General features: G+C 65.1%; 26 protein-coding genes and 1 tRNA gene. 16 read left to right on the top strand and 11 right to left on the bottom strand.

Translation table 11 applies throughout. The features are described from left to right. Nucleotides 1–379: 379 nt before the first annotated feature. The gene (locus tag RT424_RS02665; protein WP_313434328.1) at nt 380–625 is read left to right on the top strand and encodes a hypothetical protein; all 246 of its coding nucleotides are present in this window, start codon (nt 380–382) and stop codon (nt 623–625) included. A 216-nt stretch (nt 626–841) separates the two neighbouring features. Further along, nucleotides 842–1,237 carry a hypothetical protein gene (locus RT424_RS02660; RefSeq protein WP_313434327.1) on the top strand — a complete coding sequence of 132 codons (396 nt, stop codon included), beginning with the start codon at nt 842–844 and terminating at the stop codon, nt 1,235–1,237. 29 nt (nt 1,238–1,266) lie between these two features. On the opposite strand, the gene RT424_RS02655 is transcribed toward RT424_RS02660, so the two are convergent. Next, nucleotides 1,267–1,551 (bottom strand): hypothetical protein, encoded by a 285-nt coding sequence (locus RT424_RS02655; protein ID WP_313434326.1) that lies wholly within the window; start codon nt 1,549–1,551, stop codon nt 1,267–1,269. Nucleotides 1,552–1,745: 194 nt separating this feature from the next. Between RT424_RS02655 and RT424_RS02650 the strand changes: the two genes are divergently transcribed. The 8 genes from RT424_RS02650 to RT424_RS02615 all read left to right on the top strand — a co-directional run bounded on the left by RT424_RS02650 (nt 1,746) and on the right by RT424_RS02615 (nt 7,051). After that, nucleotides 1,746–2,258 carry a hypothetical protein gene (locus RT424_RS02650; protein ID WP_313434324.1) on the top strand — a complete coding sequence of 171 codons (513 nt, stop codon included), beginning with the start codon at nt 1,746–1,748 and terminating at the stop codon, nt 2,256–2,258. After that, the gene (locus RT424_RS02645; RefSeq protein WP_313434323.1) at nt 2,255–3,463 is read left to right on the top strand and encodes a hypothetical protein; all 1,209 of its coding nucleotides are present in this window, start codon (nt 2,255–2,257) and stop codon (nt 3,461–3,463) included. The genes RT424_RS02650 and RT424_RS02645 overlap by 4 nt, the downstream gene beginning before the upstream one ends. Continuing rightward, nucleotides 3,460–3,621, top strand: a complete 162-nt coding sequence (locus RT424_RS02640; protein ID WP_313434322.1) for a hypothetical protein — start codon at nt 3,460–3,462, stop codon at nt 3,619–3,621. The genes RT424_RS02645 and RT424_RS02640 overlap by 4 nt, the downstream gene beginning before the upstream one ends. After that, nucleotides 3,614–4,150: a hypothetical protein gene (locus RT424_RS02635; RefSeq protein WP_313434321.1), complete on the top strand. Its 537-nt coding sequence runs from the start codon at nt 3,614–3,616 to the stop codon at nt 4,148–4,150. The genes RT424_RS02640 and RT424_RS02635 overlap by 8 nt, the downstream gene beginning before the upstream one ends. Beyond that, on the top strand, nt 4,147–4,665 hold the full coding sequence (locus RT424_RS02630) for a hypothetical protein (RefSeq protein ID WP_313434320.1): 519 nt from the start codon (nt 4,147–4,149) through the stop codon (nt 4,663–4,665). The genes RT424_RS02635 and RT424_RS02630 overlap by 4 nt, the downstream gene beginning before the upstream one ends. Continuing rightward, on the top strand, nt 4,662–5,294 hold the full coding sequence (locus RT424_RS02625; RefSeq protein WP_313434318.1) for a hypothetical protein: 633 nt from the start codon (nt 4,662–4,664) through the stop codon (nt 5,292–5,294). Before RT424_RS02630 ends, RT424_RS02625 begins: the two co-directional genes overlap by 4 nt. Beyond that, a complete protein-coding gene (locus RT424_RS02620; RefSeq protein WP_313434317.1) occupies nt 5,291–5,518 on the top strand; it encodes a hypothetical protein in 228 nt (75 codons plus the stop codon). The genes RT424_RS02625 and RT424_RS02620 overlap by 4 nt, the downstream gene beginning before the upstream one ends. Before the next feature lie 213 nt (nt 5,519–5,731). Then, complete coding sequence (locus RT424_RS02615) at nt 5,732–7,051, top strand: tyrosine-type recombinase/integrase (RefSeq protein ID WP_313434316.1); 1,320 nt, start codon at nt 5,732–5,734, stop codon at nt 7,049–7,051. 40 nt (nt 7,052–7,091) lie between these two features. On the opposite strand, the gene RT424_RS02610 is transcribed toward RT424_RS02615, so the two are convergent. Continuing rightward, nucleotides 7,092–7,166 (bottom strand) — tRNA-Val (locus RT424_RS02610). Between the two features lie 136 nt (nt 7,167–7,302). Then, on the bottom strand, nt 7,303–7,677 hold the full coding sequence (cpdR, locus tag RT424_RS02605; RefSeq protein WP_313434314.1) for a cell cycle two-component system response regulator CpdR: 375 nt from the start codon (nt 7,675–7,677) through the stop codon (nt 7,303–7,305). Nucleotides 7,678–7,844: 167 nt separating this feature from the next. Here cpdR and RT424_RS02600 point away from each other — a divergent pair, with 167 nt between their 5' ends. Next, nucleotides 7,845–8,798, top strand: coding sequence for an N-formylglutamate amidohydrolase (locus RT424_RS02600; protein WP_313434313.1), 954 nt, complete (start codon nt 7,845–7,847; stop codon nt 8,796–8,798). A 311-nt stretch (nt 8,799–9,109) separates the two neighbouring features. On the opposite strand, the gene RT424_RS02595 is transcribed toward RT424_RS02600, so the two are convergent. Both RT424_RS02595 and RT424_RS02590 read right to left on the bottom strand, forming a co-directional pair. After that, nucleotides 9,110–9,880 carry a SapC family protein gene (locus tag RT424_RS02595; RefSeq protein WP_313434311.1) on the bottom strand — a complete coding sequence of 257 codons (771 nt, stop codon included), beginning with the start codon at nt 9,878–9,880 and terminating at the stop codon, nt 9,110–9,112. 164 nt (nt 9,881–10,044) lie between these two features. After that, complete coding sequence (locus RT424_RS02590; RefSeq protein ID WP_313434309.1) at nt 10,045–11,466, bottom strand: FAD-binding oxidoreductase; 1,422 nt, start codon at nt 11,464–11,466, stop codon at nt 10,045–10,047. 147 nt (nt 11,467–11,613) lie between these two features. Between RT424_RS02590 and RT424_RS02585 the strand changes: the two genes are divergently transcribed. From RT424_RS02585 to RT424_RS02575, 3 genes are all read left to right on the top strand, one after another. After that, nucleotides 11,614–12,225 (top strand): hypothetical protein, encoded by a 612-nt coding sequence (locus RT424_RS02585; RefSeq protein WP_313434308.1) that lies wholly within the window; start codon nt 11,614–11,616, stop codon nt 12,223–12,225. 257 nt (nt 12,226–12,482) lie between these two features. Continuing rightward, nucleotides 12,483–13,871 carry a DEAD/DEAH box helicase gene (locus tag RT424_RS02580; RefSeq protein WP_313434307.1) on the top strand — a complete coding sequence of 463 codons (1,389 nt, stop codon included), beginning with the start codon at nt 12,483–12,485 and terminating at the stop codon, nt 13,869–13,871. Between the two features lie 188 nt (nt 13,872–14,059). Continuing rightward, nucleotides 14,060–15,469 carry a carboxylesterase family protein gene (locus RT424_RS02575; RefSeq protein WP_313434399.1) on the top strand — a complete coding sequence of 470 codons (1,410 nt, stop codon included), beginning with the start codon at nt 14,060–14,062 and terminating at the stop codon, nt 15,467–15,469. 6 nt (nt 15,470–15,475) lie between these two features. Here RT424_RS02575 and RT424_RS02570 read toward each other — a convergent pair whose 3' ends face one another. Beyond that, nucleotides 15,476–17,773: a UvrD-helicase domain-containing protein gene (locus tag RT424_RS02570; RefSeq protein WP_313434305.1), complete on the bottom strand. Its 2,298-nt coding sequence runs from the start codon at nt 17,771–17,773 to the stop codon at nt 15,476–15,478. A 127-nt stretch (nt 17,774–17,900) separates the two neighbouring features. On the opposite strand from RT424_RS02570, the gene RT424_RS02565 reads away from it, so the two are divergent. Further along, entirely contained in the window at nt 17,901–18,560 is a 660-nt protein-coding gene (locus RT424_RS02565; RefSeq protein ID WP_313434303.1) for a hypothetical protein, read from the top strand. A 60-nt stretch (nt 18,561–18,620) separates the two neighbouring features. Here the strand turns inward: RT424_RS02565 and rsmD are convergent, their stop codons facing one another. Both rsmD and RT424_RS02555 read right to left on the bottom strand, forming a co-directional pair. Continuing rightward, nucleotides 18,621–19,196: a 16S rRNA (guanine(966)-N(2))-methyltransferase RsmD gene (gene rsmD, locus RT424_RS02560; protein ID WP_313434301.1), complete on the bottom strand. Its 576-nt coding sequence runs from the start codon at nt 19,194–19,196 to the stop codon at nt 18,621–18,623. Further along, on the bottom strand, nt 19,193–20,635 hold the full coding sequence (locus RT424_RS02555) for a pseudouridine synthase (protein WP_409521429.1): 1,443 nt from the start codon (nt 20,633–20,635) through the stop codon (nt 19,193–19,195). The genes rsmD and RT424_RS02555 overlap by 4 nt, the downstream gene beginning before the upstream one ends. Nucleotides 20,636–20,744: 109 nt before the next feature. On the opposite strand from RT424_RS02555, the gene RT424_RS02545 reads away from it, so the two are divergent. Further along, entirely contained in the window at nt 20,745–22,412 is a 1,668-nt protein-coding gene (locus RT424_RS02545) for an AmpG family muropeptide MFS transporter (protein WP_409521428.1), read from the top strand. Here the strand turns inward: RT424_RS02545 and RT424_RS02540 are convergent. From RT424_RS02540 to trpB, 3 genes are all read right to left on the bottom strand, one after another. Next, nucleotides 22,409–23,704, bottom strand: coding sequence for a folylpolyglutamate synthase/dihydrofolate synthase family protein (locus tag RT424_RS02540; RefSeq protein WP_313434295.1), 1,296 nt, complete (start codon nt 23,702–23,704; stop codon nt 22,409–22,411). The genes RT424_RS02545 and RT424_RS02540 overlap by 4 nt on opposite strands. A 103-nt stretch (nt 23,705–23,807) precedes the next feature. Continuing rightward, on the bottom strand, nt 23,808–24,602 hold the full coding sequence (gene trpA, locus RT424_RS02535; RefSeq protein ID WP_313434293.1) for a tryptophan synthase subunit alpha: 795 nt from the start codon (nt 24,600–24,602) through the stop codon (nt 23,808–23,810). 4 nt (nt 24,603–24,606) lie between these two features. Beyond that, the coding region (trpB, locus tag RT424_RS02530; RefSeq protein ID WP_313434292.1) for a tryptophan synthase subunit beta at nt 24,607–25,752 on the bottom strand (1,146 nt) is incomplete at its 5' end.

Here is a 25,752-nt window from a genome sequence, read left to right as displayed (position 1 = left end):
CGCCTGTTGCCGCACTCGGCGCCAGGGGCCCTTAGGGCGGCCAAACACGCGAACTCGGAAGCACAACGACATATGGGGTCCTTTCCAGAATCAATTGTTCCCTATCTGTTCTCCCTATGTCATTCTCCGGCCGGCATGTGAAGTCCGCAGACTTTTGGACCCAGCCAATGCTGTCTGCGAATGTCGCAGAAAAAGTTCTTGACGGCTAGTCTGCGACTATCGCATACAAGTCTTCGACAGGCACACCGCCTGGTTGGAGACCCGCGATGGCCGCGCCCACCTTCTACCACTTCACGACTACCGGCTGGCGCGGCGTAGGCCTGACCGCCAGTGCGGTCGCGTCCGTGTTCCCGCACCTCGCTCTGTTGGGGCAGGTTCTGTGAAGGCCGCCCTAACCTACTCTGCGGTCGTCGCCGGCGGCCTTGCAGCCCTGTTGGGGATGGACGCCTGGTGCTCCCACCTCACGGAAACCAACGGAGCGGTCCGTGACTTCGCCCTGACCCCCGCCTTCGGCGTTTTCGCCATCCTCGGCGGCACGGTGGTCTCTCTCGCGGCGTTCTTCGCGCTGGCCCAAATGCTGCTTCCCCGCCCGTCGGGTCGCATGGCGAGCGGGGAGGGCGAATAATGCCCGCCCGCTCGCCCCTTCGGGAAGCCCTCATCATTCTTGCCATGGTCTGCGCCCTATGCGGCGCGGCTGGCGCCGGCGCGCTCTGGGCAATGCTCACGACCTGGCGCCCTCTTTCCGCAGCACCGACCGGACAAATGCCCCCCGCCCGGTTTGCACAACCTGCCCACGGTGACGGTGCCGCCGTGGGCCACCCCTCCCAGCCGGAGACGATCGATGACTGACACGAGGAAAGGCGGCTGGTGGGCCAGCCGCAACGGTGAGTTCTATAACGTGGGACCACTGGAGACCCGCGAGCAGGCCCTCAAGGAGGCAGCTTCTGAATTCGAGGGCGATGCCTTCTACATCGTCGAGGCTGGCCTCCACGAGATTAAGCTCAGCGCTACTGCCGTCATCGAGCGTCAGTATTTCGAGGACGAAGACCTCTGGTACGACGGCGATGGGGCTGACCGGTGCGCCGGCAGCGAGGCGGCCGACGCCGAGTTGCAGCAGCTCCTCGACGGATGGCTCTCAAAGCACATCAGCACGTTTCGCAGCCCCACCGCCTTCGCTTGGTCGCGCAACGAGGAAATGATCCCCGCCGGTGCGGTCAGCGGGGAGATATCGGCATGATCGTCAACTCCACCCGTTCGATTGCTCTCTCAGCCTACTGCCCGCAGGGGCGGCAGCGCCTTACTTCCGTCGATCGTCGAAGCTGCCTTGATCGCGTCCAACTCATCCAGGTATCCGGTCAATCTACTTTCACCCAGCTCCAAACCATGCTTCCGGCCCGTGCTTTGCATTTCGCGAAGGCACTCTTCAGCCTCGTCGCGGTCGAGCCGCGAGAGCAGATGTGCAAGAAGATGCCGAACTGCGAACCCCGCGCCTTCGAATTCGAGGGCGGCGCGCTCCAGGTTCTCTACCCGTCCTTTAATTTCGATATCCATGGTGCCGGCCTCTCCGTGTGTCTGAACAATAGTGTGCATTTGCGACCACGTTTATTTTCGATGAGGCTAAGCCCGCAGAAGTTAAGCAGTAATTATAGTAGATCAACAGCAGCACAATCTTACAAAGTTGTCATTGACTCCTGTGCTCGCACCAAGGTCATCGCCACCGGTACTGCGGGTGGGGAGGCCGTGGCATGAAGCTCGATTACGCTTCACTCCCAGACATGCAGGCCTGGGCGCAAACCATCATGGCGCGGCAGCAGGACGTCACCATCGGCGAGGACTACATGCGCCGCTGGTGGGTCGTCCCGCGCAACGAGAACGCGAACGTCTACCTGCACCGCATCCTCAAGAGCGACGACGATCGCGCGATGCACGATCATCCCTGGTCGAACATGAGCTATCTCCTGTTCGGCAGCTATTGGGAGCATACCCCCGAGGGCAAGTTCCTCCGCAAGGCTGGGGACGTCGTCTCACGCCCGGCTGACGCGCTGCACCGACTGGAGGTGATCCCCGGCGAGGAGGCGATCTCCCTCTTCATAACTGGGCTGAAGGTCCGCGAGTGGGGATTCGCCTGTGAGCACGGCTGGGTCCACTGGCAGGACTTCACCAGCGCGGACGGCACGCGCACCGGCGCCGGGTGCGGCGAGCACGGCGCCCTGTCACCCGTCACGGCCACGGGCCAGCCGCGCCAGGTGCTGGCATGAGCGCGCATCGCACCCCGCGCTGGACGGCGTCGGAGCTGGCGATCCTGCGCGGGCAGTACCCGGAACGCGGGATCGAGGTCGCTGACGCCCTGCCGGGCCGGTCCTGGCATTCGATTTACGTCAAGGCGAGCAAGCTGGGTCTCCGGTCCGGCAATGCCGCCGATGCACCCAAGCCCCGCCTTTCAGGCGCCGCTCTGGAAGAAGCGATTCGGCTCCGCGAGGTCGAGGGCTGGTCATTCGCTCGTATCGGTGCGCAGTTCGGCGTGGCCGAGGCCAGCGCATGCAATGCGGTGCTCATCGCTCTTTGCACCCGGCGCGGCTACACCCCAGCCGAGCGGGACGCGCATGGTCGCCTCACCGATCAGGGCAAGGAGCGGGTGCGCTATGCCCTGAAGAAGGGCCTCAAGGGCGTCGATATCCAGCTGCGCCTCGGCGTGTCTGCGGCATGCGTCGCGGAACAGCGCCGCCGGTACAACGCGGATCTGCTGGCGCGCGGCAAGGCAATGCTCCCGCCGCCGGGAGGCGGCGAGGCCTATCCCGGTGCGAAGCTGGGCAAGGCCAAGCGCGCCGAGGTCGAGGCTCTGTTCTTAAAGGGGCTGGGGACGCTCAAGGTCTCAGAGCGCAGCGGGGTCTCGAAGACGAGCTGCACCCGCATCCGCAATCGTCTCATCAAGCGACTGAAGCGCAAGTGCGAGGTCTTGCCCGGCTGCGACGCCTCGGGCGCCCGGCGCACCCAGGCCGAGAGCAGCCGTTTCATCACCCCGGAGCAGCGGGAGGCCTTCCGGCATCTCGTGCTGGACCGCGTCCCGGTGGCGCGAGCGGCTGGCATGGTCGCGATCGGAACATGCAGCGCCTACAAGCTGCGCGACGCGATAGCGGCTGAGCTGCGAGATCAGGGCGAGACCCTCCCTCCGCCAGAACGGCCTGGTCGTGTCCGCGCCGGTCGCTTCGTCCAGCCGCACTGGCCGCCGCAGGGCAAGGCCGCGATGTTCGAGTTCCGCGAGCTGCTGCGCGAGCACGGCTTCGACGATGCAAAGGCCATCTGGCGCAAGCGCATCGGCGATGCGGAGAAGGCCGAGGCCCGGCGCCCGAAGTCCTTCGAGGAGCAGCTCGCTCTCGTCGAGGCGGGCAAGCTCAACATCACCGCCGCGCTCGGTCGGGGGCACCTTGAGCCGACGTTCCAAGAATCGCGGAGGGCAGCATGACTCGCAAGGAAGCTGCCCTGCTCCGCCAGCGCGAGAGTGCGCTCAACACCTATCTGGCCAGCCGCCCCGTGGGCGTGGTCGCGGCCAGCCTCTCCCGCTCCTACGGCCTGCCTCTCCAGCAGGTCGAGACCATCATGAGGAGGTTCGGATATGCTTGATAATGCGATTTCGGCCGATCAGGTGCGCGCCCGCGCGGGCATCGCCCTCCCGGAGGCTCAGGCCGCCGTCTACATGCAGAGCGCGAAGTTGGAAGGCTGGACGCTGGCAGAATTCCAGGACCGGACCCGCATGTCCAGCCGCGCCGCCCGCGCGCTCGCATACCGATTCGGGATCGAGTTCGAAGACTTCGACCCTCTGTCGCCGCCGGTCGAGCTGGTGTGGCGCAAGGCGAAGAAGGGCTGGGAGCTGTATCAGGGCAAGGAGGCGGTAGGCCTCTGCGTCAGGCACGACCTCGGCATGCCCCAAGGCAAGGTCTACGTGGTCGAGGCGTACAGCGTCCGCGTCTCGGCGGTCACGGCCCGCGCGGCCATGGCGCAGGCGGCCAGCAAGATCGACGCGATCTCGGCGGACCTCTTCGACGGCCAGCCGGTCCTGACCCGCATCGAAGAGCAGGACGGCGACGTCGATACGCTGTTCCCGAAGCTCGACGACAAGTTCCACGCCTGCCGGAAGGCCTTCAACTCATGACCGTTTTTACCATCCTCTCCGTATCTCCCGAGACCGGAGCTGCCGAATGCCTTCTGGAGCTCGGGAATAGCTGGCTCGGGGGAATGTATGCCTGGGACCTTGTGTGGGATCGATATGGCGAGAAGCGTCACGAATACGATGTCGCGATGTTGAACGGCGCGGAGGGCGGGCGCCTTTGGGATCTGCAGCACGACCCCCGGCTGTCTCGCGCGGAGCGCGTCGTGTTCTGCCTGACCTTCACGCGGTTTTACGTGAAGTCAGGCGATTTCCCTCGCTTGGCGGACGACATCACGGAGGCATTTGGCGGGACTCCGCCGCACCACTGGGCGCGCCTCGTGGCGCTGCTGCACTTCCAGCCGGACGTGCCGGCTCTCGGCTTCTGGTGGACCAGTGTCGCGGAGAACCCGTTTTGCGGCGACTGGGACGAGGAGCGCGAGGAATACGCCCCGATCGACCCCGCCTCGATGGTCAACGTCTACGACCACATTGCAGATCTGGAAGGCGAACTCGCATGAGCGGGCTTGCGCTTGGACTGCACACCACTTGCCAATCGGTGGAGGGCCCGAAGGCCTACGAGGTTCGCTCCGGGGATCGCCACCTCCAAAGCCTGGAGGACGGCGAGATCCGCAGCTGGCCCGATTATCACTTCATACTGATCGATGAGCGCACCGGGCACCTGATGATCGAAGGCGGGTTCGGTACGTTCAGCTACGGCTGGCCCGCCTACGGGCGCGGCAAGGAAAGCCTTCATGCTTTCCTCTACGACTTGCACTTCGACTATTTCATGGGGAAGGCCGCTCGCCAGCCGTACCGAATCGCGGATTTCGACGCGACAGTGCTGTCTCTGAAGCGAGAGGTCCTCAGCGATAGGCGCTGCCGAGCCATTGATGACGAGGAGGCCCGCGAGCTTTGGGACGCGCTGGTGGAAGCGGAAGCAGACAACGACTGTGATGGCCTGGTGCGCGATCTCTACCGCGACAGCGCTTGGAGTGCTCGCCTGGACTGCTCTGACCCGTCCGTCATGCGGGACCATCCGGGCATGGTCCGCTTCTGGGATGAGGTGTGGCGCCCGTTCTGCGAGGACGTCCTACGTCCGCACTGGCTCGCGCACCGAGAACAACGGGCCCAGGAGAAGGCGGCATGAAGATCCCTGTGAAAGGTGAGACTTGGGAGCACACCACCTCCGGGAGGCAGTACCTCATCGAGGGCGGGGCCTGGAATGCGATCACCGACAAGCTCGATGTTGTCTATCGCCCGCTCTACCCCTGCGAATTCGGCCTTTTCACCCGTCAGCTCCGGGATGACCCCAAGTCATGGACCTCGACCAACGAGGATGGGGCGCCGCGCTTCCGGAAGGTGAGCGAATGACCATCCACATCATCGAGGCGAAAGAGGCGGCATGATCCAGCATGAGGAAACGTCCTGCGAATCGCTGGTCAAGCTCGACCGGAAGCTCTCGCGGGCAGTGAGCAACAGGGGAGGGGTGAAGCTCTCCGCAGACGATCTCGACCTTCTCGCCACGCTGGGGATGCTCAGCAACGTGGCGAAGGCGAAGGCACAAGCATTGGAGGAACAGGCGCGGTGTCGACGGTTAAAGGTGGTGTCTACCAACGAGGGCCCTTCTGGCTCGACTACGTCCGCGGGGCGGATGGGAAGCCGGCCAGCGACCGGTTCTACATCTGGTGGTACGACACCGCCGCAGGGCGCCAGCAGCGGCGCAGCACGCGCACGTCGGATGTTCGGCTAGCCTGCGACAAGCTCGATGAGCATTTCCTCGCCAGCCATCGCCCGACCGTCGCCGAGCAAGAAGCTTACGGCGTCGAGGACGCTATCGCGGATTACTGGATCGAGCACGGCCAGCACCTGCCGAGCGCGCCCGCCACGAAGGCCCAGTTCAAGCTGCTGACCCGATTCTTCGAGATCGAGCAGACGGCTGGCCGCCTGGCGGCGCCGATTATGCCGGATCACTTGGACGACAAGCTGCTGACGCGCTTCCGCAAATGGGGCGTCGCCGATCCGATTGTCGCGAAGAAGAAGGATGCCAAGGGCAACTGGATCGACGGCAAGTCGCGGCCTCGGTCAGCGTCTACGGTCGAGGAGAGCGTCATCAAGCTCAAGGCGGCGCTGAACTATGCCTTCAAGGAGCGCCGGACCCGGTATGTCCCGCCCCTGCGGCACAAGACGCGCGAGCAGGTCACTTCGCCGCGGACGTTCCGCCTGTCGGTGGAAGCGATCGGCGAGCTGCTCGACTACACGATGCAGGGGGCTGGGAACTACGCCGGGCACGCCGACAGGCTCCTACCCCTCCGCAGGTACCTGATCGCGGCGATTTGCACTCTCGCGCGGCCAGACGCGATTTTCGACCTGAGCGTCCAGCCGGAGCGGGAGCAATGGATGCAGGATGAGCGACGGTTGTTCCTCAACCAGGCTGGCCGCATTCAGACGCGTAAGGTCCGTCCGATCCTCCCCGTGGTGGATCTGATGCACTCGTGGCTGCTGGCAACGGATGACTGGTTCGTCTGCAACGAGCGAACCGCGTTCGACGCCAAGCTGCAGAAGGACGTCACGACTCAGTACAAGGTCGCGGCGGTACGCTCGGCTTGGGACTCGGCGCGGGAGCAGATTGGTATCCCGGCAGGGTGGGGGCCGAAGCTGCTGCGCCACTCCATGGCGAGCATCTTGGCGAACCGCCGCGTGGATCTGGTCGAGTTGGAAATCGCGCTGGGACACCGGGCCATCAAGAAGACCTCGGGGCACTACATCGTGTTCGACCCAGACTATCTCGCGACGGTGCGAGACGGGATCAACGACGTGGTTTCAGATCTGACGAGGATGGCTGGTCCGGCGCTTCACGCAAAACTCACGCAAAAACATGAGAATGTCGCTGTGCTTCGCGCTTAGGCGAGGCAGGTGAAATCCAGCTTTTAGGAGGACTTCCGAATGGTGGGCGTAGCAAGGATTGAACTTGCGACCCCTACGATGTCAACATAGTGCTCTACCACTGAGCTATACGCCCACACCATTCGGTCGGTCCGTTGCGGCGCCGTAGTGCCGCTCGGTGGAGTGGGCCTCTAACGGTGAGGCCGGATATTGGCAACCGGTTTTTTCAAAAAAGTTTCACATGGCTGTGGGCAGCTCTGTGGATAGCGATTTCAGAGCCGCGCATGCTCCGAAAGTCCGAAAACGCGCTGAACTTCCAAAACGATATCCCGCAGATGGAAAGGTTTCGACAGAACCTTGGCATGGGGGGCTTCCCTGCTTGCGCGCAGGGAGACGGCGGCAAAGCCGGTGATGAACATGACTTTGGTTGCGGGCGAAATTTCGGCGCAGCGCTGAGCCAGCTCGATGCCGTCCATCTCGGGCATGACGATGTCCGAAAGCAGCAGATCGAAATGCTGCGCTTCCAGATAGGGTAGGGCCTCGGTTCCGCGATCGACGGCCAGCACGTCATAGCCCGCGTTTTCGAGGGCGCGGGCAAGATAAGTGCGCATGGCCTGGTCGTCTTCGGCAAGCAGGATGCGGATCATCGCGTTTTCATATCCAGATTCATGACCATATTCGTATGCTCGGGCGTGTAGCACGCTCTCATGCGCCAAGTTTTAACCCGTGTCTGGTTAAAATTCTCGTCTGGAATAGCGACTGACCGGGAACGGGACGCTTTGACAGCGATTGGGGAAACGGCCAGCTTCGCCTCATGATCGATCCGAGCGGCGATAGTGATTCGCAACAAGGCGCCGGGGGGCTGATTCCGGGCTCTGCCGGCATTCCCGCCTTCGTCCTTTCGGCTTCCGCGCCGTCCGCCATACCCGTCCTGATCGCGGCTCCTCATGCCGGGCGTGCCTATCCGCCGGCTTTGCTCCAGACAATGAAGCAACCGGAGACGACGGCCTTGCGGCTGGAGGATCGCTTTGTCGATCGCGTCGCGAAGGGGGTTGCCAGGGAAACGGGGGCGCCCTTGCTGTTCGCGCAGGCTCCGCGTGCCATGATCGACCTCAATCGATCGCCGGACGACATCGATTGGGAGATGTTCAGTCGTGCCTCCCGGCCGGAGGGCCAGCGTGCATTGCCGAGCCGCCGGGTGCGCAGCGGATTGGGGCTCGTTCCGCGCCGCCTTCCGGGTGTCGGCGAGATCTGGCGGGGGCGCCTGGAGCGTGTTGATCTCCAGGCCAGGCTCGACAATGTGCACGAGCCGTATCACGCCGCGCTTGCCCAGGCCCTTGGCGTCCTGCGTGAACGCTGGGGAGCAGCATTGCTGCTCGATCTCCATTCGATGCCGCCGCTGGCAGCCCGTCCGGGATGCGAGCCTGCCAGATTCGTCGTGGGCGATCGGTTCGGTGCGAGTTGCCGCGGCAGCCTGGTGGCGGGCGCCTTTTCGCATTTCACGGCCAATGGTTGGGAGGCGGCCCATAACCGTCCCTACGCAGGAGGATATGTGCTCGACAGGCATGGCAATCCGGCCGAATCGATCCATGCGATGCAATTGGAGATCGACCGCAGCAGCTACCTCGATTCGCGTCTCGTCGAACCGGGGCCGGGGATGGAGGCGATCGTGGATCTTCTGGCCGGCCTTGTCCGCCGCCTGGCCGCGACCGTTTGCGAACTCGCCCAGGAACCTGGCGGGAAGGGCTGGGCGCAAGCCGCCGAATAGCTTTTGGGACTGCCTTGCCGGTGGCTCGTCTCACAGAGATCGGCGTGCCGGGGAGGCATTAAAAAACCACCTCGCGCAATGCGCGAGGTGGCCAAGGTTCAGGGAGGAGGTGCACGATGTGCACCAAACCCAACCGGGCCATGAGGGTAGCGCCGATCAGGTAGCCCTAACATAGCAAGCCTGATCGCACATTCAACCCCTAGAATGGGGCAGACAACATATGTTTTGCAAGAGCGCGTTCGAGTGCTGCTGCATAATGGAGCGGGCATGTGACAAATATGTCATAAACACCCGCTCCATGAGTCATCTGATCAGGCTGCGGGAAGAACCTGCGGGCCCTTGCCCTGGGAAACCTGGCGGCCGAAAATCTCGCGAACCAGATCGAGCGAGAAGAGGTGCGCGTAGATCAGGGGCAGCATGCCGTTCTGGTTCCACTGGCGCAGGACATCGCCGCGCACTTCGCGCAGCTTGGTCTCGTCGACCATCTGGAAGCCACGGTAGGTGAAGGGCTGGCCGGTGCCGATGTCGATGTTCAGTTCGCCGTCCATCAGCAGGTTGTGCTTGGCCAGTTCCGCCATGAAGTTGGCGGTCTTGGTGCCGGCGATCTCGAAGTTCTCGCAGAACTTGAGCATGTTCGTGGTGGCCTCGGTAGGCTCGGTGCCGTCGAACAGGGCTTGGCCGTCATCGCCTTCACCAACGAGGTCGCTGGTGGGGTCGATGCAGAGCGACAGTTCCTCGGCATCCGGACGCAGGCGCGCCAGCATGAAGGGATAACGACGGGCGTAAGCCGGGATATAGACCGGCGTGTTCACGGTGCCGTCCTCGTCGACGTAGACGTTCACGCCTTCGTTCATGCCCATGAGCACGAGCGGGACCGGGTTCTCGCCAGCGGTGAAGATGATCGGGAAATTGCGCTGGGCCTGCGGGAATTCCTCGACCGTCAGCGGAATCGAATTCACGCCGACGAGCCAGGTCGCCTTGTCGGTGGAGCGGGTCTTCCAAGTTGCATGCTGCTGCGAATTCAGCGGCACGAGATCCTTGTAGAACAGGGGAAGGGCAGGATTCTGCGGCGCGGTGGCCATTGCGATACTCTCCGCAAGACAGGAATTTTCGAAGGCGCCGCTTTAAGGGCTGCGTGCGGCGGAAGCAAGCACGCTGCCCTGCCGAAACGGGGATATCGGGCGAGTCGGGCTTGTCCAGCCGTCCGATCCTGTTTCGGCACGCTGCGGCGCGCCGAAATGCGCGCTCAGACGAGCTTGCCGGGATTGAAGATGCCTTGGGGATCGAGCGCATTCTTCACGGCCCGCAACATCGACAGTGCCACCGGATCTCCCAGTCGCGCCAGTTCGTCCCGCTTCAGCTGGCCGATGCCATGTTCGGCCGAGATCGAGCCGCCCCATTCGGTCACGAGGTCGTGCACGTAGCGGCTGATCGCCTTGCCTTCGCTCGCCTGCCAGGCCGGGCCATCGCTCACGCTGGGGGCAATGACATGGTAGTGCACGTTGCCGTCGCCGAGATGGCCGAAGGCGATGGCTTCGGTGCCGGGCCATTTCGCCTCGATCATCGGGATCGTCGTTTCCACGAAGTCCGGCATTTTCTCGACCGGAACCGAAATGTCGTGCTGCACGGCGGGGCCGCGGGCGCGTTCGGCGGGGGAGATCGATTCGCGCAGCAGCCACATGGCCTCTGCCTGGCTTTCGCTGGCGGACATCGCGGCGTCCTCGACCAGTTCGGCCTCGAAGGCCTCGGCCATCATCGCCTCGCAGCGATCGCGCAACGTCGATGCCGTCGAACGGTCCGCAACCACTTCGATCAGCACATGCCAGGCATGCGCATCGGCCAGCGGCGCCCGGGCGTCCGGCAGGTGATCGAGCACGGCTTCGAGGCATGCCTGAGGGAGAACTTCGAAACCTTCCAGCGCTTCTCCGGCCAAGGCCTCGCAGTGGAGGAGCAGTTTGCGCGCCGCGCCAAGCGACGGCACGCCGGCCCAGATCACGACGCGCTCCGCGACCGCCGGCAGCAGTGCCAGCGTGGCCGCGGTGATCACGCCCATGGTGCCTTCGGATCCGATCAGCAACTGCTTGAGGTCGAAGCCGCGATTGTCTTTCTTCAGCGGGGTGAGCATCGAGAAGACCTGGCCGTCGGCCAGAACCGCTTCCAGCCCAAGGACCAGTGCCCGCATCGAGCCGTGACGCAGGACTTGCGTGCCCCCCGCATTGGTGGAGATCAGTCCTCCCACCGTGGCGGAGCCTTTGCCTCCGAGCGAGAGCGGGAAGCGCAAATTCCTGGCTTCCGCCGCGTCATGGAGGGTCTGGAGCACCACTCCGGCCTCGCAAGTGACCTGCCGGGCCTCTTCATCGAGGGCGCGAATCGCATTCATGCGCCGCAGCGAAAGCAGGATTGCCGCTCCGCTGACGTCCGGCGTCGCGCCTCCGGACATGCCGCTGTTGCCGCCTTGCGGAACGATCGGCACGCCGTGCTTCGCGCAGAGCCGCACGATCTCCGAAGCTTCCGTCACATCGGCGGGCGATGCCAAGGCCAGGGCGCGCCCCGTATAGCGACCGCGCCAGTCGGTGAGCCAGGGCGCCAGCAGGTCCGCATCGGTCGTCAATCCACGCGGGCCGAGCAGGTCCGCGGCTTCGGCGAGAAAGGTGTCGGTATTGGTCATCGCCGCGATATGACACAGGCGCGAGAAGGATTCACCAGCACTCTTCGGAAGATATCGATCAGGTCTTGCGTTGCGTCGAGTTAAGCGCTGGTTCAAGCTCTTGCTCTATGGCGGCCTGACGCGCGCGCCCGAGGACCGGTCCTTTTCATGAATCTCGCTTCCGTACTGCTCTATCCTTTCACGCTGCTGCTACCCGCGGTGGGCCTGGGGGACGGCGCTCGCACGAAGCAGCAGGACCGCGCGGAAGCACAGGTGGCTTCCCCGGCCGTCGAGGTGCAGGGCTATGCCTGGCCCGACGAAGTGCCTGCCTCACCAAGTGCCTGGCCGTTTGCCGTCCAGGCTTTCGAGCATGTGGAGCCGGATGCTGCATGGCAGGTGAGGATCGAGCAGCGCATGACGATCCGGATCAGTCCGCGCGCGCAGATGCCCGCGCCGCCGGACATGCTGGTCGGAATGCCGGGCGGCGGGGGTGAAAGGCCACGCTATTCAGAGCGCAAGATCGGCAAATGCCTGCCCATGTCGGGGATCGCCGGTGTCCAACCCGACGGCCAGGCAAGGCTCTTGCTGTTCATGCGCGATCGGCGCGTCGTCGGCGCCGAGCTGGAGCGGGGCTGCCGGGCAGGGGCCTTCTATTCGGGATTTCTGCTTTCCCGTACCGCAGACGGACAGCTTTGCATCGATCGCGACGAACTGCTGTCGCGAAGCGGAACGAGTTGCAAGCTCACGCGCATACGTCAGCTCGTGGCGGCCGGCCGTTAGGTAGGCGCAAGAACGGTTTTATCACTCCGCGCGCCTTGAGGATCATGCTCAAACCTGGGTTTCGGGCCGTCTTGGGTGGATTTCCTTGACTTCTGCGGCAGTTCCCGCCTAGGCGGCGCGCAGGTGTACTATCGGCATGCGCGCGAATCCGTTGATTCGGAAGTTCGCTGCCGCGCCGCGACGTAATCGAAGTACCCCGGATTATCGAAGTACCCGCGCATTTTCGCAAGCTTCCTGCCTATGAGACCTGTCTGTCTATGAACTTTGCCGATCTCGGCCTGTCTGACGAATTGCTGCAAGCGGTGGAAACCGCTGGCTACAGCGAGCCGACTCCCATCCAGGCACAAGCCATCCCGCCGGTCCTGATGATGAAGGATCTGATCGGCATCGCCCAGACCGGCACCGGCAAGACGGCCAGCTTCGTGCTGCCGATGATCGACATTCTGGCGCATGGCCGCCGCCGCGCGCTGATGCCGCGCTCCCTCATTCTCGAACCGACGCGCGAACTTGCGGCGCAGGTCGCCGAGAACTTCGAGAAGTACGGCAAGAACCACGACCTGAAGATGGCGCTGCTGATCGGCGGCGTGCAGATGGGCGATCAGGTCAAGGCCTTGCAGGAAGGCGTGGACGTATTGATCGCCACGCCGGGTCGCCTGATGGACTTGTTCGAACGCGGCAAGATCCTGCTGACCGGCTGCGAACTGCTCGTCATCGACGAGGCGGACCGCATGCTCGACATGGGCTTCATTCCCGATATCGAGACGATCTGCGCGAAGCTGCCCACCAATCGGCAGACGCTGCTGTTCTCCGCGACGATGCCGCCGGTGATCAAGAAGCTGGCGGATCGGTTCCTGTCGAATCCGAAATATCTCGAGGTTGCGCGCCCGGCGACCACGAACACCAACATCGTCCAGCACAAGGTCGCGGTGCAAAGCCGCAAGAAGCGCGAAGTTCTGCGCCACCTGCTGCGTAACGACGAGGTTTCGACCGCGATCGTCTTCGCCAACCGCAAGACCACCGTTCGCGAACTGGCCAAGAGCCTGAAGCAGCATGGTTTTGCCGCCGGGGAAATCCATGGCGACATGGACCAGCCCGCCCGCCTGGCCGAATTGCAGCGCTTCAAGGACGGTTCGATCAACATCCTGGTCGCGTCTGACGTTGCCGCCCGCGGGCTCGACGTGAAGGGCGTGAGCCACGTCTTCAACTTCGACACGCCCTGGCACCCGGACGATTACGTGCACCGCATCGGTCGTACCGGCCGTGGCGGCGCTTCCGGCCGGGCCTTTACGTTCGTCGCGCCGGAAGATGCCGAGGCGATCGATAATGTCGAGAAGCTGACCGGCGGCAAGATTCCCGTCTATCAGATGCCGAGCGAAGGCGCTGTCGAGGCGCCGGCCAGGGAAGAAAAACCGCGCCGCGAAAAGCGCGAGCGTACCCGTGCGGAGCCGGCAACTCGCGAAGAGCAGCCCGCCGTTGCCGAGGCCGTCGCCGAGAAGCGGGCACCTCGTCGTGAAAGCCGGGGTGAGGAACAGCGGCGCGAGCGTCGTTCCGAAGGCAGCCGTTCCCGCCGCCGCGAGCCGGAACCTGCCGACGATGGCTGGAATGGCCCCGTTCCCGAGTTCCTGCACGTTTCGGCGCTGGCCTGACGACCGGCCGCCGAGCCCAGCGCTCCATCGCTGGCTCGGCTCCACCTTCATTTTTCGGAAAATCGCGCCGATCGTCCGGCGCATGATGCCGCTTGCCTATGCGCGTGGCGGCGTGCCAGAACCGCCGCTCGAAGCGTATCGACAGCGGGGTTTCCATGAAGATCATGCACATACTGGCTCTAGGCGGCATGCTTACCGCTTCCTGCGCCGTCGTGGCTGATGCAGGAACGCAAGTGCGCGTCGAAGGCGGGCAACTTGCGGGTTCGGTTGAAAACGGCGTGGCAAGCTGGAAGGGCATTCCCTTCGCCGCCCCGCCGGTTGGTGCCCTGCGCTGGCGGGCGCCTCAGCCCGTCGTGTCCTGGCAGGGAACGAAGGCGGCCACGGCCTACGGGCATGACTGCATGCAGAAACCCTTCGACGGCGATGCCGCACCGCTGGGCACCCCGCCCGCCGAGGACTGTCTCTATGCCAATGTCTGGCGCCCGGCCGGGGCAAAGGCGAAGCTGCCGGTCGTGGCGTGGATCTATGGCGGGGGCTTCGTGAATGGAGGCGCTTCGCCGCCGACTTATTCGGGCGCGGAACTGGCGCGGCAGGGCGTGCTTTTCGTCAGCTTCAATTACCGGGTCGGCCGCTTCGGCACTTTCGCACACCCGGCCCTGACGCGCGCCGCCGAGGATGGCGGATTGACCGGAAACTACGGTTACATGGACCAGCTTGCCGCCTTGCGCTGGGTGAAGCGCAACATCGCTGCGTTCGGAGGCGATCCGGACAATGTCACGATCATCGGCGAAAGCGCGGGCGGCATGTCCGTGCACAACCTGGTGACCTCGCCCGAAGCGGATGGCCTGTTCGCCAAGGCGGTGGTGATGTCGGGCGGGAACGGGACGAGCCTTGGCGATCCCGACCTGGCGGCTGCCGAAGCGATCGGCGTTCGGTTTGCCGACGGCAAAGGCATCGCTTGCGATGATCCGCAGGCCCTGGCCAAGTTGCGCGCGCTGACGCCTGAGCAGGTTACCGATGGGCTCAATCTCGCGGCTCTTTTCACGCCAACCGGCCAGCCCCGCAACTTCGCCAGCCCGTTTGCCGATGGACGCGTGGCGGTGGATCAGCGGAAAGCCTATGAAACGAAGCACTTTCATCGCGTTCCGATAATGATCGGCGCCACCAGCGACGATATCGGCGGGGTGAGCGGCGGCATGGTCGCCGGAGCACGCCAGCTTGCCGCTCTGATCGCGGAGGCCGGTGTACCGGTCTACGAGTATCGCTTTTCCTACGTGGCTTCGGCGCTCGCATCGGGCACGGGAAGGGGCAAGGGAGCGGGGCACGCCACCGACATACCGTTTTTCTTCGACACGCAGGCCGTGAAGTACGCGGCCAAAACCAGCGATCGCGACAATGCGATGGGCCGCACGATCAGCGCCTATCTCGTGAACTTCGCCCGCACCGGGAATCCGAATGGCGGCAAGCTGCCCGCATGGCAGGCGCGCTCCGGCGATGGCGAAGAGATCCTGGACTTTGCGCCGGATGGAATGGCGAGGTTCGGGCCTGATCCTTGGATCGGGCAGATCAGGGCCGCTCCGGCCAAGGCAGGACTATAGCGGGCGTCAGGCCGGCTTGACGAAACTGTCGAGCACCCGCTTGCGCCCGGCCTGTTCGAAGTCGATCTCCAGCTTGTTCCCCTCCTGCGAAAGCACGGCGCCGTAGCCGAACTTCTCGTGGAAGACGCGGCTGCCGATCTCCACATCGGTGCGGGGCTTGGCGGCGAAGCTGGCGGCGCTGCGGGTCGATTCGGCGATCTTGCGCGGAGTCGGATCGAATTCACGCGCGGCGGCGCGTTGCCAACCCGGACCGCGCGTGACCGTGCGTGCCGGCTGGGCGCGGGCGACTTCGGCGAAAGGATCGGCCATTTCGGTCCACTGCGCCCGCCACAACGAGGCGCCGCCCGAGAGCGTAGTTTCGCTCTCCACGTGATCGTCCGGAAGTTCGGCGATGAAGCGCGAGGGGATGGAGCTGGTCCATTGGCCGTAGATGCGGCGGTTGGCGGCGTGGAGGATCGTGCACTTGCGCCGCGCCCGCGTGATGGCGACATAGGCGAGCCGGCGTTCTTCCTCCAGGCTGGCGAGCCCGCCTTCGTCCATTGCTCGCTGCGAGGGAAACACGCCTTCCTCCCAGCCCGGCAGGAACACGTGTTCGAACTCCAGCCCCTTGGCCGCGTGCATGGTCATGATCGTGACCTTTTCCTCGTCGGATGCCGCGTCGTTGTCCATGACCAGGCTGACATGTTCGAGGAAGTCGCCCAGCGTTTCGTATTCCTCCATGGCGCGCGCAAGCTCGACCAGGTTTTCCAGCCGACCGCTCGCCTCGGGCGTCTTTTCGGCCTGGAGCGCATCGGTATAGCCGCTCTCGTCGAGCACGGTGCGCAGAAGGTCCGCCGGGTTTTCCGTGCCCGACAGGTCACGCCAGCGCGCGAAATCGCGCATCAGCGCCAGGAAGGTGTTGCGGGCGCGGGCAGGCAGTTCGTCGGTGTCGGCGATCTCGATCGCGGCCATGGCGAGGGGAATGCCGCGCCGCCGGGCAAGCGTATGCAGTGCTTCCAGCGCCTTGGCGCCCAGACCGCGCTTGGGGGCATTGTAGATACGCTCGAACGCGAGATCGTCCGCCGGTTGTGCGATCACGCGCAAGTAGGCGAGGGCGTCGCGGATTTCGGCCCGCTCGTAGAAGCGGAAGCCGCCGACGATGCGGTACTTCATGCCGATCGAGATGAAACGGTCTTCGAACTCGCGGGTCTGGTACTGGGCGCGCACGAGAATGGCGATCTGGTCGAGCGGGGCGCCTTCGCGTTCCAGCCGCTCTATGTCGTCGCCCACGCGGCGCGCCTCTTCAGGCGCGTCCCAGACGCCGATGACGCGGACTTTGTCACCGGGGTGACGCTCGGTCCACAGCGTCTTGCCGAGGCGCTGCGTGTTCTCCCCGATCAGCCCGGAGGCGGCGGCCAGAATCTGCGGCGTGGATCGATAGTTCTGCTCCAGCCGGATCACCTTGGCGCCGGGGAAGTCCTTTTCGAACTTGAGGATGTTGGCCACTTCGGCCCCGCGCCAGGAATAGATCGACTGGTCGTCGTCTCCCACCACGCAGATGTTCTTGCGCTCCTGCGCGATCAGCCGCAGCCACAGGTACTGGACCTGGTTGGTGTCCTGATATTCGTCCACCATGACGTATTTAAAGCGCTGCTGGTACTGTTCGAGCACTTCCCGATGGTTGCGCAGGATATTCAGCATGTGCAGCAGGAGATCACCGAAATCGCAGGCGTTCACGGCTTTCAGGCGATCCTGGTAGAGCTGGTAGAACTTCTGCCCCCGCCCATTGGCATAGGCCTCGTTCTCACCGGCATCGAGGTCGGCGGGGTTGAGGCCGCGGTTCTTCCAGCGGTCTATGCAACCCGCAAGCTGGCGGGCGGGCCAGCGCTTCTCGTCCAGCCCTTCGGCCTGGATAAGCTGCTTGAGCAGGCGCAACTGATCGTCCGTGTCGATGATCGTATAGTTGGGCTGGAGACCCACCAGTTCGGCATGCCGCCGCAGCATCTTGGCGGCGATGGCGTGGAACGTGCCGAGCCAGGGCATGCCCTCTACGGCCGGACCGATCAGGTGTCCCACGCGCTCGCGCATCTCCCGCGCGGCCTTGTTGGTGAAAGTTACGCAAAGGATTTCGCTGGGCCAGGCCCGTCGGCTGCGCACCAGATGGGCCAGCCTGCGCGTGAGCGCCGCCGTCTTCCCCGTGCCGGCGCCCGCCAGCATCAGCACCGGCCCTTCGGTGGTCAGGACCGCCTCGCGCTGGGGCGGATTCAGCCCTTCCAGCAGAGGGTCCTGGGGGTCGTCGGGCAGGGAGGATTGCAGATCGTTCACCCGCGAACATCTAGGGAACGGAGCGTCGCGGCGCAAGGCCGGTTCGTCGCAGCCCCGGAACAATCTCCCGGTCTGGGAGTCGCGTTGTCACGGAGAAAACAAAAGATAAAAGACAGGAGAGTGTGACATGCGCAAATATCTCCTTACGGGCGCGGCGGCCTTTTGCCTGATCGGATTGCCGTCCGTCATCCAGGCACAAGACTCCATGGGTGCCCCGCCGCCCGCCGCTGAGCCACCCGCCGCCGAAATGCCGGCTCCTCCACCGCCCGGCGCGCCACCCGAACCGCCGCCGCCGCCTGCCAGGCCGATGACGCCGGCATCGATGACGCCCGATCAGAAGGCGCAGTACGATACCTGGCCTGCCGCGCAGAAAGCGGACTACGATTCGTGGACGCCCGAATATCAGGCCTATTACTGGAGCCTCTCGGCACCGCAGCAGAAAGGCTATTGGGCACTCACCCCCGACCAGCGCGGCCAGATCTACAAGATGACGCCGGAGCAACAGGCGATCGCCTGGAATTCGATCGCCCAGCAAATGGCCGGCAAGACGCCCACGACCCCATCGACCCAGGCCAATCCTCCGGGCGAAGGCATGCCGACGACGGGCGTTCCGGATCCGCAATCGGCCGATCAGGCGGTTCGCCCGGCAATTCCCGCCGATCAGACCTACCAGGGCGGCCCCTACAAGGGTGCCATGACACCGCCCCCGGCAACCGCGATGAACAAGGACTATCCGGTTTGCAGTAAGACGGTGAAGGACAACTGCCGCAACCGTGGCGGCAAATAGTTCGAACGGAACGTCGTTCCGGACCGCGTCCGGGACGACGTTCCGTCCATCCTGATCCGCTTATTCGGCCGTGCGGCGAAGAATGTGCAGGCGGGCCTTGCCGATGTCTCGCGAGCTTTCCACTTCGAAGCCGCGGATAGAGACTGATTCGGTACGTCCTGTTTCCAGGCAGACCCAGGTCTGCTCGCCGATCCAGCCAAGACGCGCGAGCTTGTCGATCGCCACCGACCCCGCGCCGGTATCATAGGGCGGGTCGAGCAGCACCAGGTCCAGCACGGCTTTTGCCGGGCCAAGTGACAGGACCGAACCGGCGCGGACGTCGCTGACAGGCTGGGCGTGCAAATTCGCGATGTTCGCACGGATTGCGCGGATCGCCGCCGGATCCTGATCCACGAAAAGGCAATGTGCGGCGCCGCGCGACAGCGCTTCCAGCCCGAGCGCGCCAGACCCAGCGAAGAGATCGGCGACCTTCAGCCCCTCGAAACTCCCCAGCCGGCTCGCCAGCATCGAGAACAATGTCTCGCGCGTGCGATCGGCGGTTGGGCGGGTTGTTTCGCCTTCGGGGGCGGCCAGCTTGCGACCGCGCCATTCTCCGGCGACGATACGCAAACCGGCCTTCGTGGGCGCTCCCTTCACGATTGCGCGTCCGGCAGGGTGCGACGGAAGTTGTCCAGCTCGCGCGGGGAGACTTCGACGGCCATGCCCTTGGGCAGGTCCAGCAGGCGGAACGGTCCGTAGGAGACGCGGATCAGGCGGCTGACCTGAAGGCCCAGGTGTTCCAGCACTCGGCGGACTTCGCGGTTCTTGCCTTCGGTCAGGGTCATTTCGATCCACTGGTTGCGCCCGGTGCGGCGCTCCATATTGGCATCGATCTTGCCGTAGACCACGCCCTCGATCTCGATGCCTTCGATCAGATCCTCAAGCTGGGCCTGCGTGATGTCGCCGAAGGTGCGCGCACGATAGGTCCGAGGAACGCCGGTGGCGGGAAGTTCGAGCTGACGCTTGAACTCGCCGTCGTTGGTCAGGAGCAGCAGTCCCTCGGTATTGAGGTCGAGACGGCCGATCGGCATCACCCGGCCGCTGCCTTCGGGCAGGGCATTGCGCAAGGCGGTGTAGATCGTCGGCCGGCCGGCCGGGTCACGTTCCGCAGTCAGAAGCCCCGACGGCTTGTGGAAGATGAAGAGCCGGGTTTCCTCCGCGTCGCGCACCGGATTGCCGTCCACGGTCACGCCCCTGAGGTTGGGCAGCACGGTAGAGGGCGTCTCGATAACGTCCTCGCCCAGCTTGACGCGGCCTTCGATGATCAGGCGCTCGGCCTCGCGACGGCTGGCCACGCCCGCTCGCGCAAGCAGCTTGGCGATGCGTTCGCCCTCGCGCTCGGGCATGCCCGGCGTCTTGGGGGTGGGAGCGGCGGCCTGTGGCGCGGCGCGGGGCGGCTTGCGGCGGGGGCGATCGCCATCGAAGGAACGCCCTTCCGATCGGCGTGCGTCCGGCGAGCGGGGGCCGCGAGGAGCATAGTCGCCTCCACGCGGTGAAAATTCTCCGGGCCCCCGGCGAGTCGTGCGATCCCGCGTTGCACCGCCCGAGCGTACAGGGCCCGAGCGTGCAGGACCTTCGCCGCGTGCGGGTCGCTCGTCACGGGTACGTTCGCCGTGCACGGGCCGTTCGCCGCGCGTGCGTCGGTCATCGTCACGGGCACGTTCACCGCGCACAGGACGTTCGCCACGCACGGGGCGTTCGCCGCGTACGGGACGTTCGTTTCGGCCGAAGATTTCGCCGCGATCACCGCGCCCGCCGCGAGCGGGTCGATCGTCACGGCCTGCGCGCGTGGGGCGATCGTCCCGCGCGGGACGCGCATCGCGGGACAGGCCGTCGCGAGGGGCGCGTCCACGTTCGGGGCCTTCGGCTCGGCGATCGTCGCGCCCGGTTTTATCGGCACCGCGCCGACCTCCAGCGCCTGAGTCGTAGCGTGAACCGGTGCCGGAGCCGGTGCGCGACGGGCCACGGGAGGAGCCGCCATCGCGGGAAGAGCCGCCCCGCTTCGGGCCGCCGGATTTGAAAGGAGGTTTGGACATTCGCCCGCCCATACCTGTTGATCGCCGCTTCATCCAGCCTTCCCTTCGGGAAACCACGCGTTACGGTCGCCCCGGTCTGTCTGAAGCTGTCACCGTTGGAGAAAACTGGATGTCTGAAGCCTCTGCTGCCCCGAAGCCCGGCTTGGGGACGGTGATTCGCGCTTTGGGCAATCGAAAGACCGGTTTCATGGCCGTATTCGGATTCGCGGCGGGTCTGCCTTACTCGCTGCTTCTGGGTACGCTCTACGCCTGGCTGTCCGACGCGCATGTCGACCTGGAGACGATGGGCGTGTTCTCGTTGATCGGGCTGGCCTATGCGTTCAAGTTCCTCTGGTCGCCCGCGCTCGACCGGATCGACCTGCCCGGCCTGCGCCGCCTCGGCCGGCGCAAGCAGTGGATCGTCACCGCGCAAGTCCTGCTGGGCGTCATTCTGGTGACTTTGTCGCAGCTCGATCCGGTCGCGGCGCTGGGGCTGTTCTCGCTGCTCGCCGGGATCGGCGCTTTCGCATCGGCCACGCAGGACATCGCCATCGACGCCTGGCGCGTGGACGTCGCGGACGAGGTGGCGACCATCGACATGCTCTCCACCGTATTCCAGATGGGCTATCGCATCGCCGCGCTGGTCGGCGGAGCGCTGGCGCTGATCCTGGCGGAGCGCATCGGCTGGACTTCGGTGTTCCTGGTCATGGGCCTCATCCTGGTGGTGGCCGGAGTGATCTGCCTGTTCGCACCCGATGCCGACGCTTCCGCACCCAGCGCCGAAGATCGCGACGAACTGCTCGAACTGCGGGAAGCAGGGCAGATCAGCCCGCGCGTACGCACGATCGCGCTGGCGCTGGTGGGCCTGCTATGGGGCTGGGCCCTGGTGACGGTGGGCGTGTTCATGGTGCGCTCGCTGGGCAGCGATCCCGGCGCGCGCCCGGATGCGGTGGACTTCGTGGCGAAAACCGGGCCGCTGATCGTCATTGCCACGATCATCCTGCCCGCCGCGATCGCCGCCGTGCTCGTCTATCTGCAACGCAGCGGGCGGCACCTTCTGGTCGAAGCGGCACCGCACGAGGGCACGGGCTCCCGCGCGGCGGACCACCTCTATCGCGCACTGATCCTGCCGCTCACCGAACTGGTCGGGCGCATGGGCTGGGGCCTCGTGCTGGCCCTGGCGCTGGTGCTGACCTACCGCATCTGCGATTCGATCTGGGGCACATTCGCCTATCCGTTCTATCTCGGCGAGTTGAAGTATACCAAGGACGAGGTGGCCATCGCCTCGAAGTTCTTCGGCGTTGGCGCCATCGTGCTCGGCCTGGCGCTGGGCGGCACGTTGCTCACGATGATCGGGCGGATGGCGACGCTTACCCTGGGCGCCGTTCTCGCCGCCGCCACCAACCTGCTCTATGCCGACCTGGCCCTGGGCGGCGCCCGCATGGCCGTGGTCAGCGACATGCTCGGCGTAACCTGGCTGGTCGAACGAATGGGTGCCGAGCCCCGCCTCGGCACGTTGATGGTCACCATCGGCATGGAGAACCTCGCCACCGGCATCGCCGGGGCTGCCTATATCGCCTGGCTCTCGTCCATCGTCTCGAAGGGTTACAGCGCGGTGCAATATGCCCTGCTGTCGTCGCTGACGCTGCTGGTCGGAACGCTGGGACGCGGCGCGTTGGGTCAGTTCATCCAGGAGCAGGGGTACTACCGGATGTTCGTGCTCGTCACCTGGATCGGTACGGTCGCGATCGTCCTCTGCCTGCTCGAATGGTGGCGGGTGGCGCGCAGGAAGGCCTAATCCGGAACTTCGCCGTTCGCCTGGAGAACCACGCCCGAAAGATAGAGCGACCCGGCGACAAGCACGGGCAGGCCGTCGTCGGGAAGGGCGGCCAGCGCGCTTTCGACACTCTGGGCGGCCAGTGCCTGCGGGCCGAAGCTGGCCGGGCCATGGCTCTCATGCCCTGGCACCGGCACGGCGTGGATGCTGGCGATGCTTTGTGCCAGAGGCGCGGTAAGGGCGCGCGGATCCTTGTTGGCCAGCATCCCGATCACCAGGTGAAGCCGCCGGCCACTGAAATGGCGAGCGATAGCGAGGCCCGCGTCGGGATTGTGGCCGCCGTCCAGCCAGACCTCGCGCGCACCTGCGCGGCGGGTCAGCGGACCTTCCGAAAGGTGCTGGAGCCGCGCGGGCCATCGAGCAGCGCCGATTCCCTCGGCCATGGCTTCTGGAGAGACCGCTACCCGGTCCTGATGGCGCAGGATGGCAACGGCGAGCGCGGCGTTCTCCGCCTGGTGCAAGCCCGGCAGGTGGGGTAGCGGCAGCGCGAGTTCGCCGTGGCGGTCCGAATATTCGATCACATCACCAACCGCAGCGTCCCAGTCGCGCCCGCGCACGTGGAGCGAAGCTCCGGCCGTAAGGGCGGCGCGCTCGATTTCGAGCATGGCGCTTTCCGGATAGGCCAGTGTGACGATCGGCGCCGGGCCGCGAACGATTCCCGCTTTCTCGAAGGCGATGCGGGCCAGCGGTTCTTTGGGCGCGCCGTCTTCGGGGCGCAGCAGGAAGGCTTCGTGGTCGATGCCGAGGGTGACGATGCCGCAGGCGGCCGGATGGTCGATGACGTTGGTGGCGTCGAGACGTCCGCCAAGGCCCACTTCGATCACGCAGGCATCGGCAGGCTCGCGCGCGAAAGCGAGGAAGATCGCGGCCGTCGTCACCTCGAAGAAGCTGGGGCAAAGATCCTCGCCTGCATCGAGAACCTCGGCCAGGAGGTCCGCCAGCATGTCGTCGGAGATCAGCTTGCCGCCGAGGCGGATGCGTTCGTTGTAGCGCACAAGATGCGGCTTGGTGGCCGAGTGGACCTTCAGGCCCTGCGCTTCGAGCATGAAGCGCAAGTAGGTGCAGGTCGATCCTTTGCCGTTGGTGCCGGCGACGTGGAACGTGGGCGGCAGGCGCTTGTGCGGATCGCCCAGCCGTTCGAGCAGCGCCTGGATCGTCTCAAGGCCGAGGCGGCCCTGCGGGATCGAGAGCGCGGCTAGCCGGTCGAGCTGGGCCTGAACGCGCGGGTCTTCGGAAGTGGCGAAGTCTTTCATGGCAACCGTCCGGACAGGCACATCGCGGCAAGCCGGAATGGCCGCCGCGATGCACGGGATTGCTGTGTCGCCACGCGTTGCGCAATGGCGAATGTTCGGGAGATCAGCGCGCGGCGTGAACCGCTTCCGCCAGCGCCGAAGTCAGCGCGCGCAGATGCGCCGGCGCGCTGGTGCCGTGCTGCTTGACCAGATCGACCAGCGCCGAGCCGACCACCACGCCGTCCGCCACTTTGGCGATCGCGCTGGCCTGCTCTGGCGTGCGCACGCCGAAGCCGACCGCGACCGGGATAGAACTGGCGGCCTTGAGCCTGGCCACGGCATCCTCGATCGAGCCCTGCGCCGCCTGCTGCATGCCGGTGACGCCGGCCACCGAAACGTAGTAGAGGAAACCCGAGGAACCTTCGAGCACGGCCGGAAGACGGGCTGCATCGGTGGTGGGCGTGGCGAGGCGGATCAGCGAGACGCTCTTTTCGCGCAAGGCCGGGCCGAGTTCGGCGTCTTCCTCGGGCGGGATATCCACGCAGATCACGCCGTCGACACCGGCTTTCGCGCATTCATCCGCGAACCAGTCGGCACCGCGCGCGATCATCGGGTTGGCATAGCCCATCAGCACCAGCGGCACTTGCGGATGACGGGCGCGGAATTCGCCGGCCATGCGGAAAATGTCGGCGGTCTTCGTGCCGGAATCGAGGCTGCGGATGTTCGCTTCCTGGATCGCCGGGCCGTCGGCCATGGGATCGGTGAACGGCATGCCCAGCTCGATCACGTCGGCGCCGCCTTCGACCAGCGCGTCGAGATTGGCGGCCGTGTCGCCGTCACCCCCGGTGATGAAGCAGACGAGTGCCGCCCGGTTCTTTCCGTTAACTTCTTTGGCGAATGCGGTTTCGAAGCGGGTCATCGGTTTAAAGCTCCACGCCCAGTGCTTCGGCGACGGTGAAGATGTCCTTGTCGCCTCGGCCCGAGACGTTGACGACGAGCAGCTTGTCCTCGTCCATTTCCGCCGTCAGCTGCGGCAGCGCGGCCAGCGCGTGCGCGCTTTCCAGCGCCGGGATGATGCCTTCCAGTTCGCAGCAGAGCTGGAACGCTTCCAGGGCCTGGGTATCGGTGATCGGCACGTAGTTCACGCGGCCGCTCTCGTGCAGCCAGGAGTGCTCCGGGCCGAGGCCCGGATAGTCGAGCCCGGCCGAGATCGAGTGCGCTTCGGTGATCTGGCCGTCATCGTCCTGAAGCAGGTAGGTCTTGTTGCCGTGGAGGATGCCGGGCTTGCCGCCGGTGAGCGAGGCGGCATGCTTGTCGGTGTCGATGCCGTGGCCCGCTGCCTCGATGCCGGTCATCTGGACTTCGGGATCGTCGAGGAAGGGGTGGAACAGGCCGATCGCGTTCGATCCGCCGCCCACGGCCGCCACCAGCATGTCGGGCAGGCGGCCTTCCTTTTCCAGCATCTGTTCGCGGGCTTCCTTGCCGATGATCGACTGGAAATCGCGCACCAGTTCCGGGTAGGGGTGCGGGCCGGCGGCGGTGCCGATGATGTAGAAAGTGTCGTGGACGTTCGCGACCCAATAGCGCAGCGCGTCGTTCATCGAGTCCTTCAGCGACTGCGATCCGCTTTCGCAGGAGACGACTTCGGCGCCCAGCAGCTTCATGCGGAACACGTTGGGCTTCTGGCGCTCGATGTCCTTGGCGCCCATGAAGATCTTGCAGGGCAGGCCGAAGCGCGCGGCGACGGTGGCGGTGGCGACGCCGTGCTGGCCCGCACCGGTTTCGGCGATGATCTTGGTCTTGCCCATGCGGATCGCGAGCAGGATCTGGCCGATGCAGTTATTGATCTTGTGCGCGCCGGTGTGGTTCAGCTCTTCGCGCTTGAAGTAGATCTTCGGGCCCTTGCCGGCGGGAGCGAGCGCCCGGAAATAGTCCGTCATGCGCGGCGCGAAGTAGAGCGGGCTGGGGCGACCGACGAAATCCTTCATCAGCGCATCGAATTCCGCCCAGAACGCGGGATCCTGCTGCGCCTTGCGATATTCCTTCTCGAGATCGAGGATCAGCGGCAT

The sequence above is a fragment of the Novosphingobium sp. genome, assembly GCF_032093395.1.
Lineage (GTDB): Bacteria > Pseudomonadota > Alphaproteobacteria > Sphingomonadales > Sphingomonadaceae > Novosphingobium.
Note: the sequence above shows the minus strand (reverse complement) of the source record. Positions and strands in the feature narration are given on the sequence as shown.

Coding starts and splice junctions, on each gene's coding strand:
- RT424_RS02635 (WP_313434321.1), top strand. CDS start 3,614: ATGCTTGATAATGCGATTTCGGCCGATCAGGTGCGCGCCCGCGCGGGC.
- RT424_RS02585 (WP_313434308.1), top strand. CDS start 11,614: ATGAATCTCGCTTCCGTACTGCTCTATCCTTTCACGCTGCTGCTACCC.
- RT424_RS02580 (WP_313434307.1), top strand. CDS start 12,483: ATGAACTTTGCCGATCTCGGCCTGTCTGACGAATTGCTGCAAGCGGTG.
- RT424_RS02565 (WP_313434303.1), top strand. CDS start 17,901: ATGCGCAAATATCTCCTTACGGGCGCGGCGGCCTTTTGCCTGATCGGA.
- RT424_RS02620 (WP_313434317.1), top strand. CDS start 5,291: ATGAAGATCCCTGTGAAAGGTGAGACTTGGGAGCACACCACCTCCGGG.
- RT424_RS02545 (WP_409521428.1), top strand. CDS start 20,745: ATGTCTGAAGCCTCTGCTGCCCCGAAGCCCGGCTTGGGGACGGTGATT.
- RT424_RS02625 (WP_313434318.1), top strand. CDS start 4,662: ATGAGCGGGCTTGCGCTTGGACTGCACACCACTTGCCAATCGGTGGAG.
- RT424_RS02660 (WP_313434327.1), top strand. CDS start 842: ATGACTGACACGAGGAAAGGCGGCTGGTGGGCCAGCCGCAACGGTGAG.
- RT424_RS02540 (WP_313434295.1), bottom strand. CDS start 23,704: ATGAAAGACTTCGCCACTTCCGAAGACCCGCGCGTTCAGGCCCAGCTC.
- RT424_RS02555 (WP_409521429.1), bottom strand. CDS start 20,635: ATGTCCAAACCTCCTTTCAAATCCGGCGGCCCGAAGCGGGGCGGCTCT.
- cpdR (WP_313434314.1), bottom strand. CDS start 7,677: ATGATCCGCATCCTGCTTGCCGAAGACGACCAGGCCATGCGCACTTAT.
- RT424_RS02575 (WP_313434399.1), top strand. CDS start 14,060: ATGCTTACCGCTTCCTGCGCCGTCGTGGCTGATGCAGGAACGCAAGTG.
- RT424_RS02590 (WP_313434309.1), bottom strand. CDS start 11,466: ATGACCAATACCGACACCTTTCTCGCCGAAGCCGCGGACCTGCTCGGC.
- RT424_RS02650 (WP_313434324.1), top strand. CDS start 1,746: ATGAAGCTCGATTACGCTTCACTCCCAGACATGCAGGCCTGGGCGCAA.
- RT424_RS02595 (WP_313434311.1), bottom strand. CDS start 9,880: ATGGCCACCGCGCCGCAGAATCCTGCCCTTCCCCTGTTCTACAAGGAT.
- RT424_RS02645 (WP_313434323.1), top strand. CDS start 2,255: ATGAGCGCGCATCGCACCCCGCGCTGGACGGCGTCGGAGCTGGCGATC.
- RT424_RS02655 (WP_313434326.1), bottom strand. CDS start 1,551: ATGGATATCGAAATTAAAGGACGGGTAGAGAACCTGGAGCGCGCCGCC.
- RT424_RS02630 (WP_313434320.1), top strand. CDS start 4,147: ATGACCGTTTTTACCATCCTCTCCGTATCTCCCGAGACCGGAGCTGCC.
- RT424_RS02600 (WP_313434313.1), top strand. CDS start 7,845: ATGATCGATCCGAGCGGCGATAGTGATTCGCAACAAGGCGCCGGGGGG.
- RT424_RS02640 (WP_313434322.1), top strand. CDS start 3,460: ATGACTCGCAAGGAAGCTGCCCTGCTCCGCCAGCGCGAGAGTGCGCTC.
- trpA (WP_313434293.1), bottom strand. CDS start 24,602: ATGACCCGCTTCGAAACCGCATTCGCCAAAGAAGTTAACGGAAAGAAC.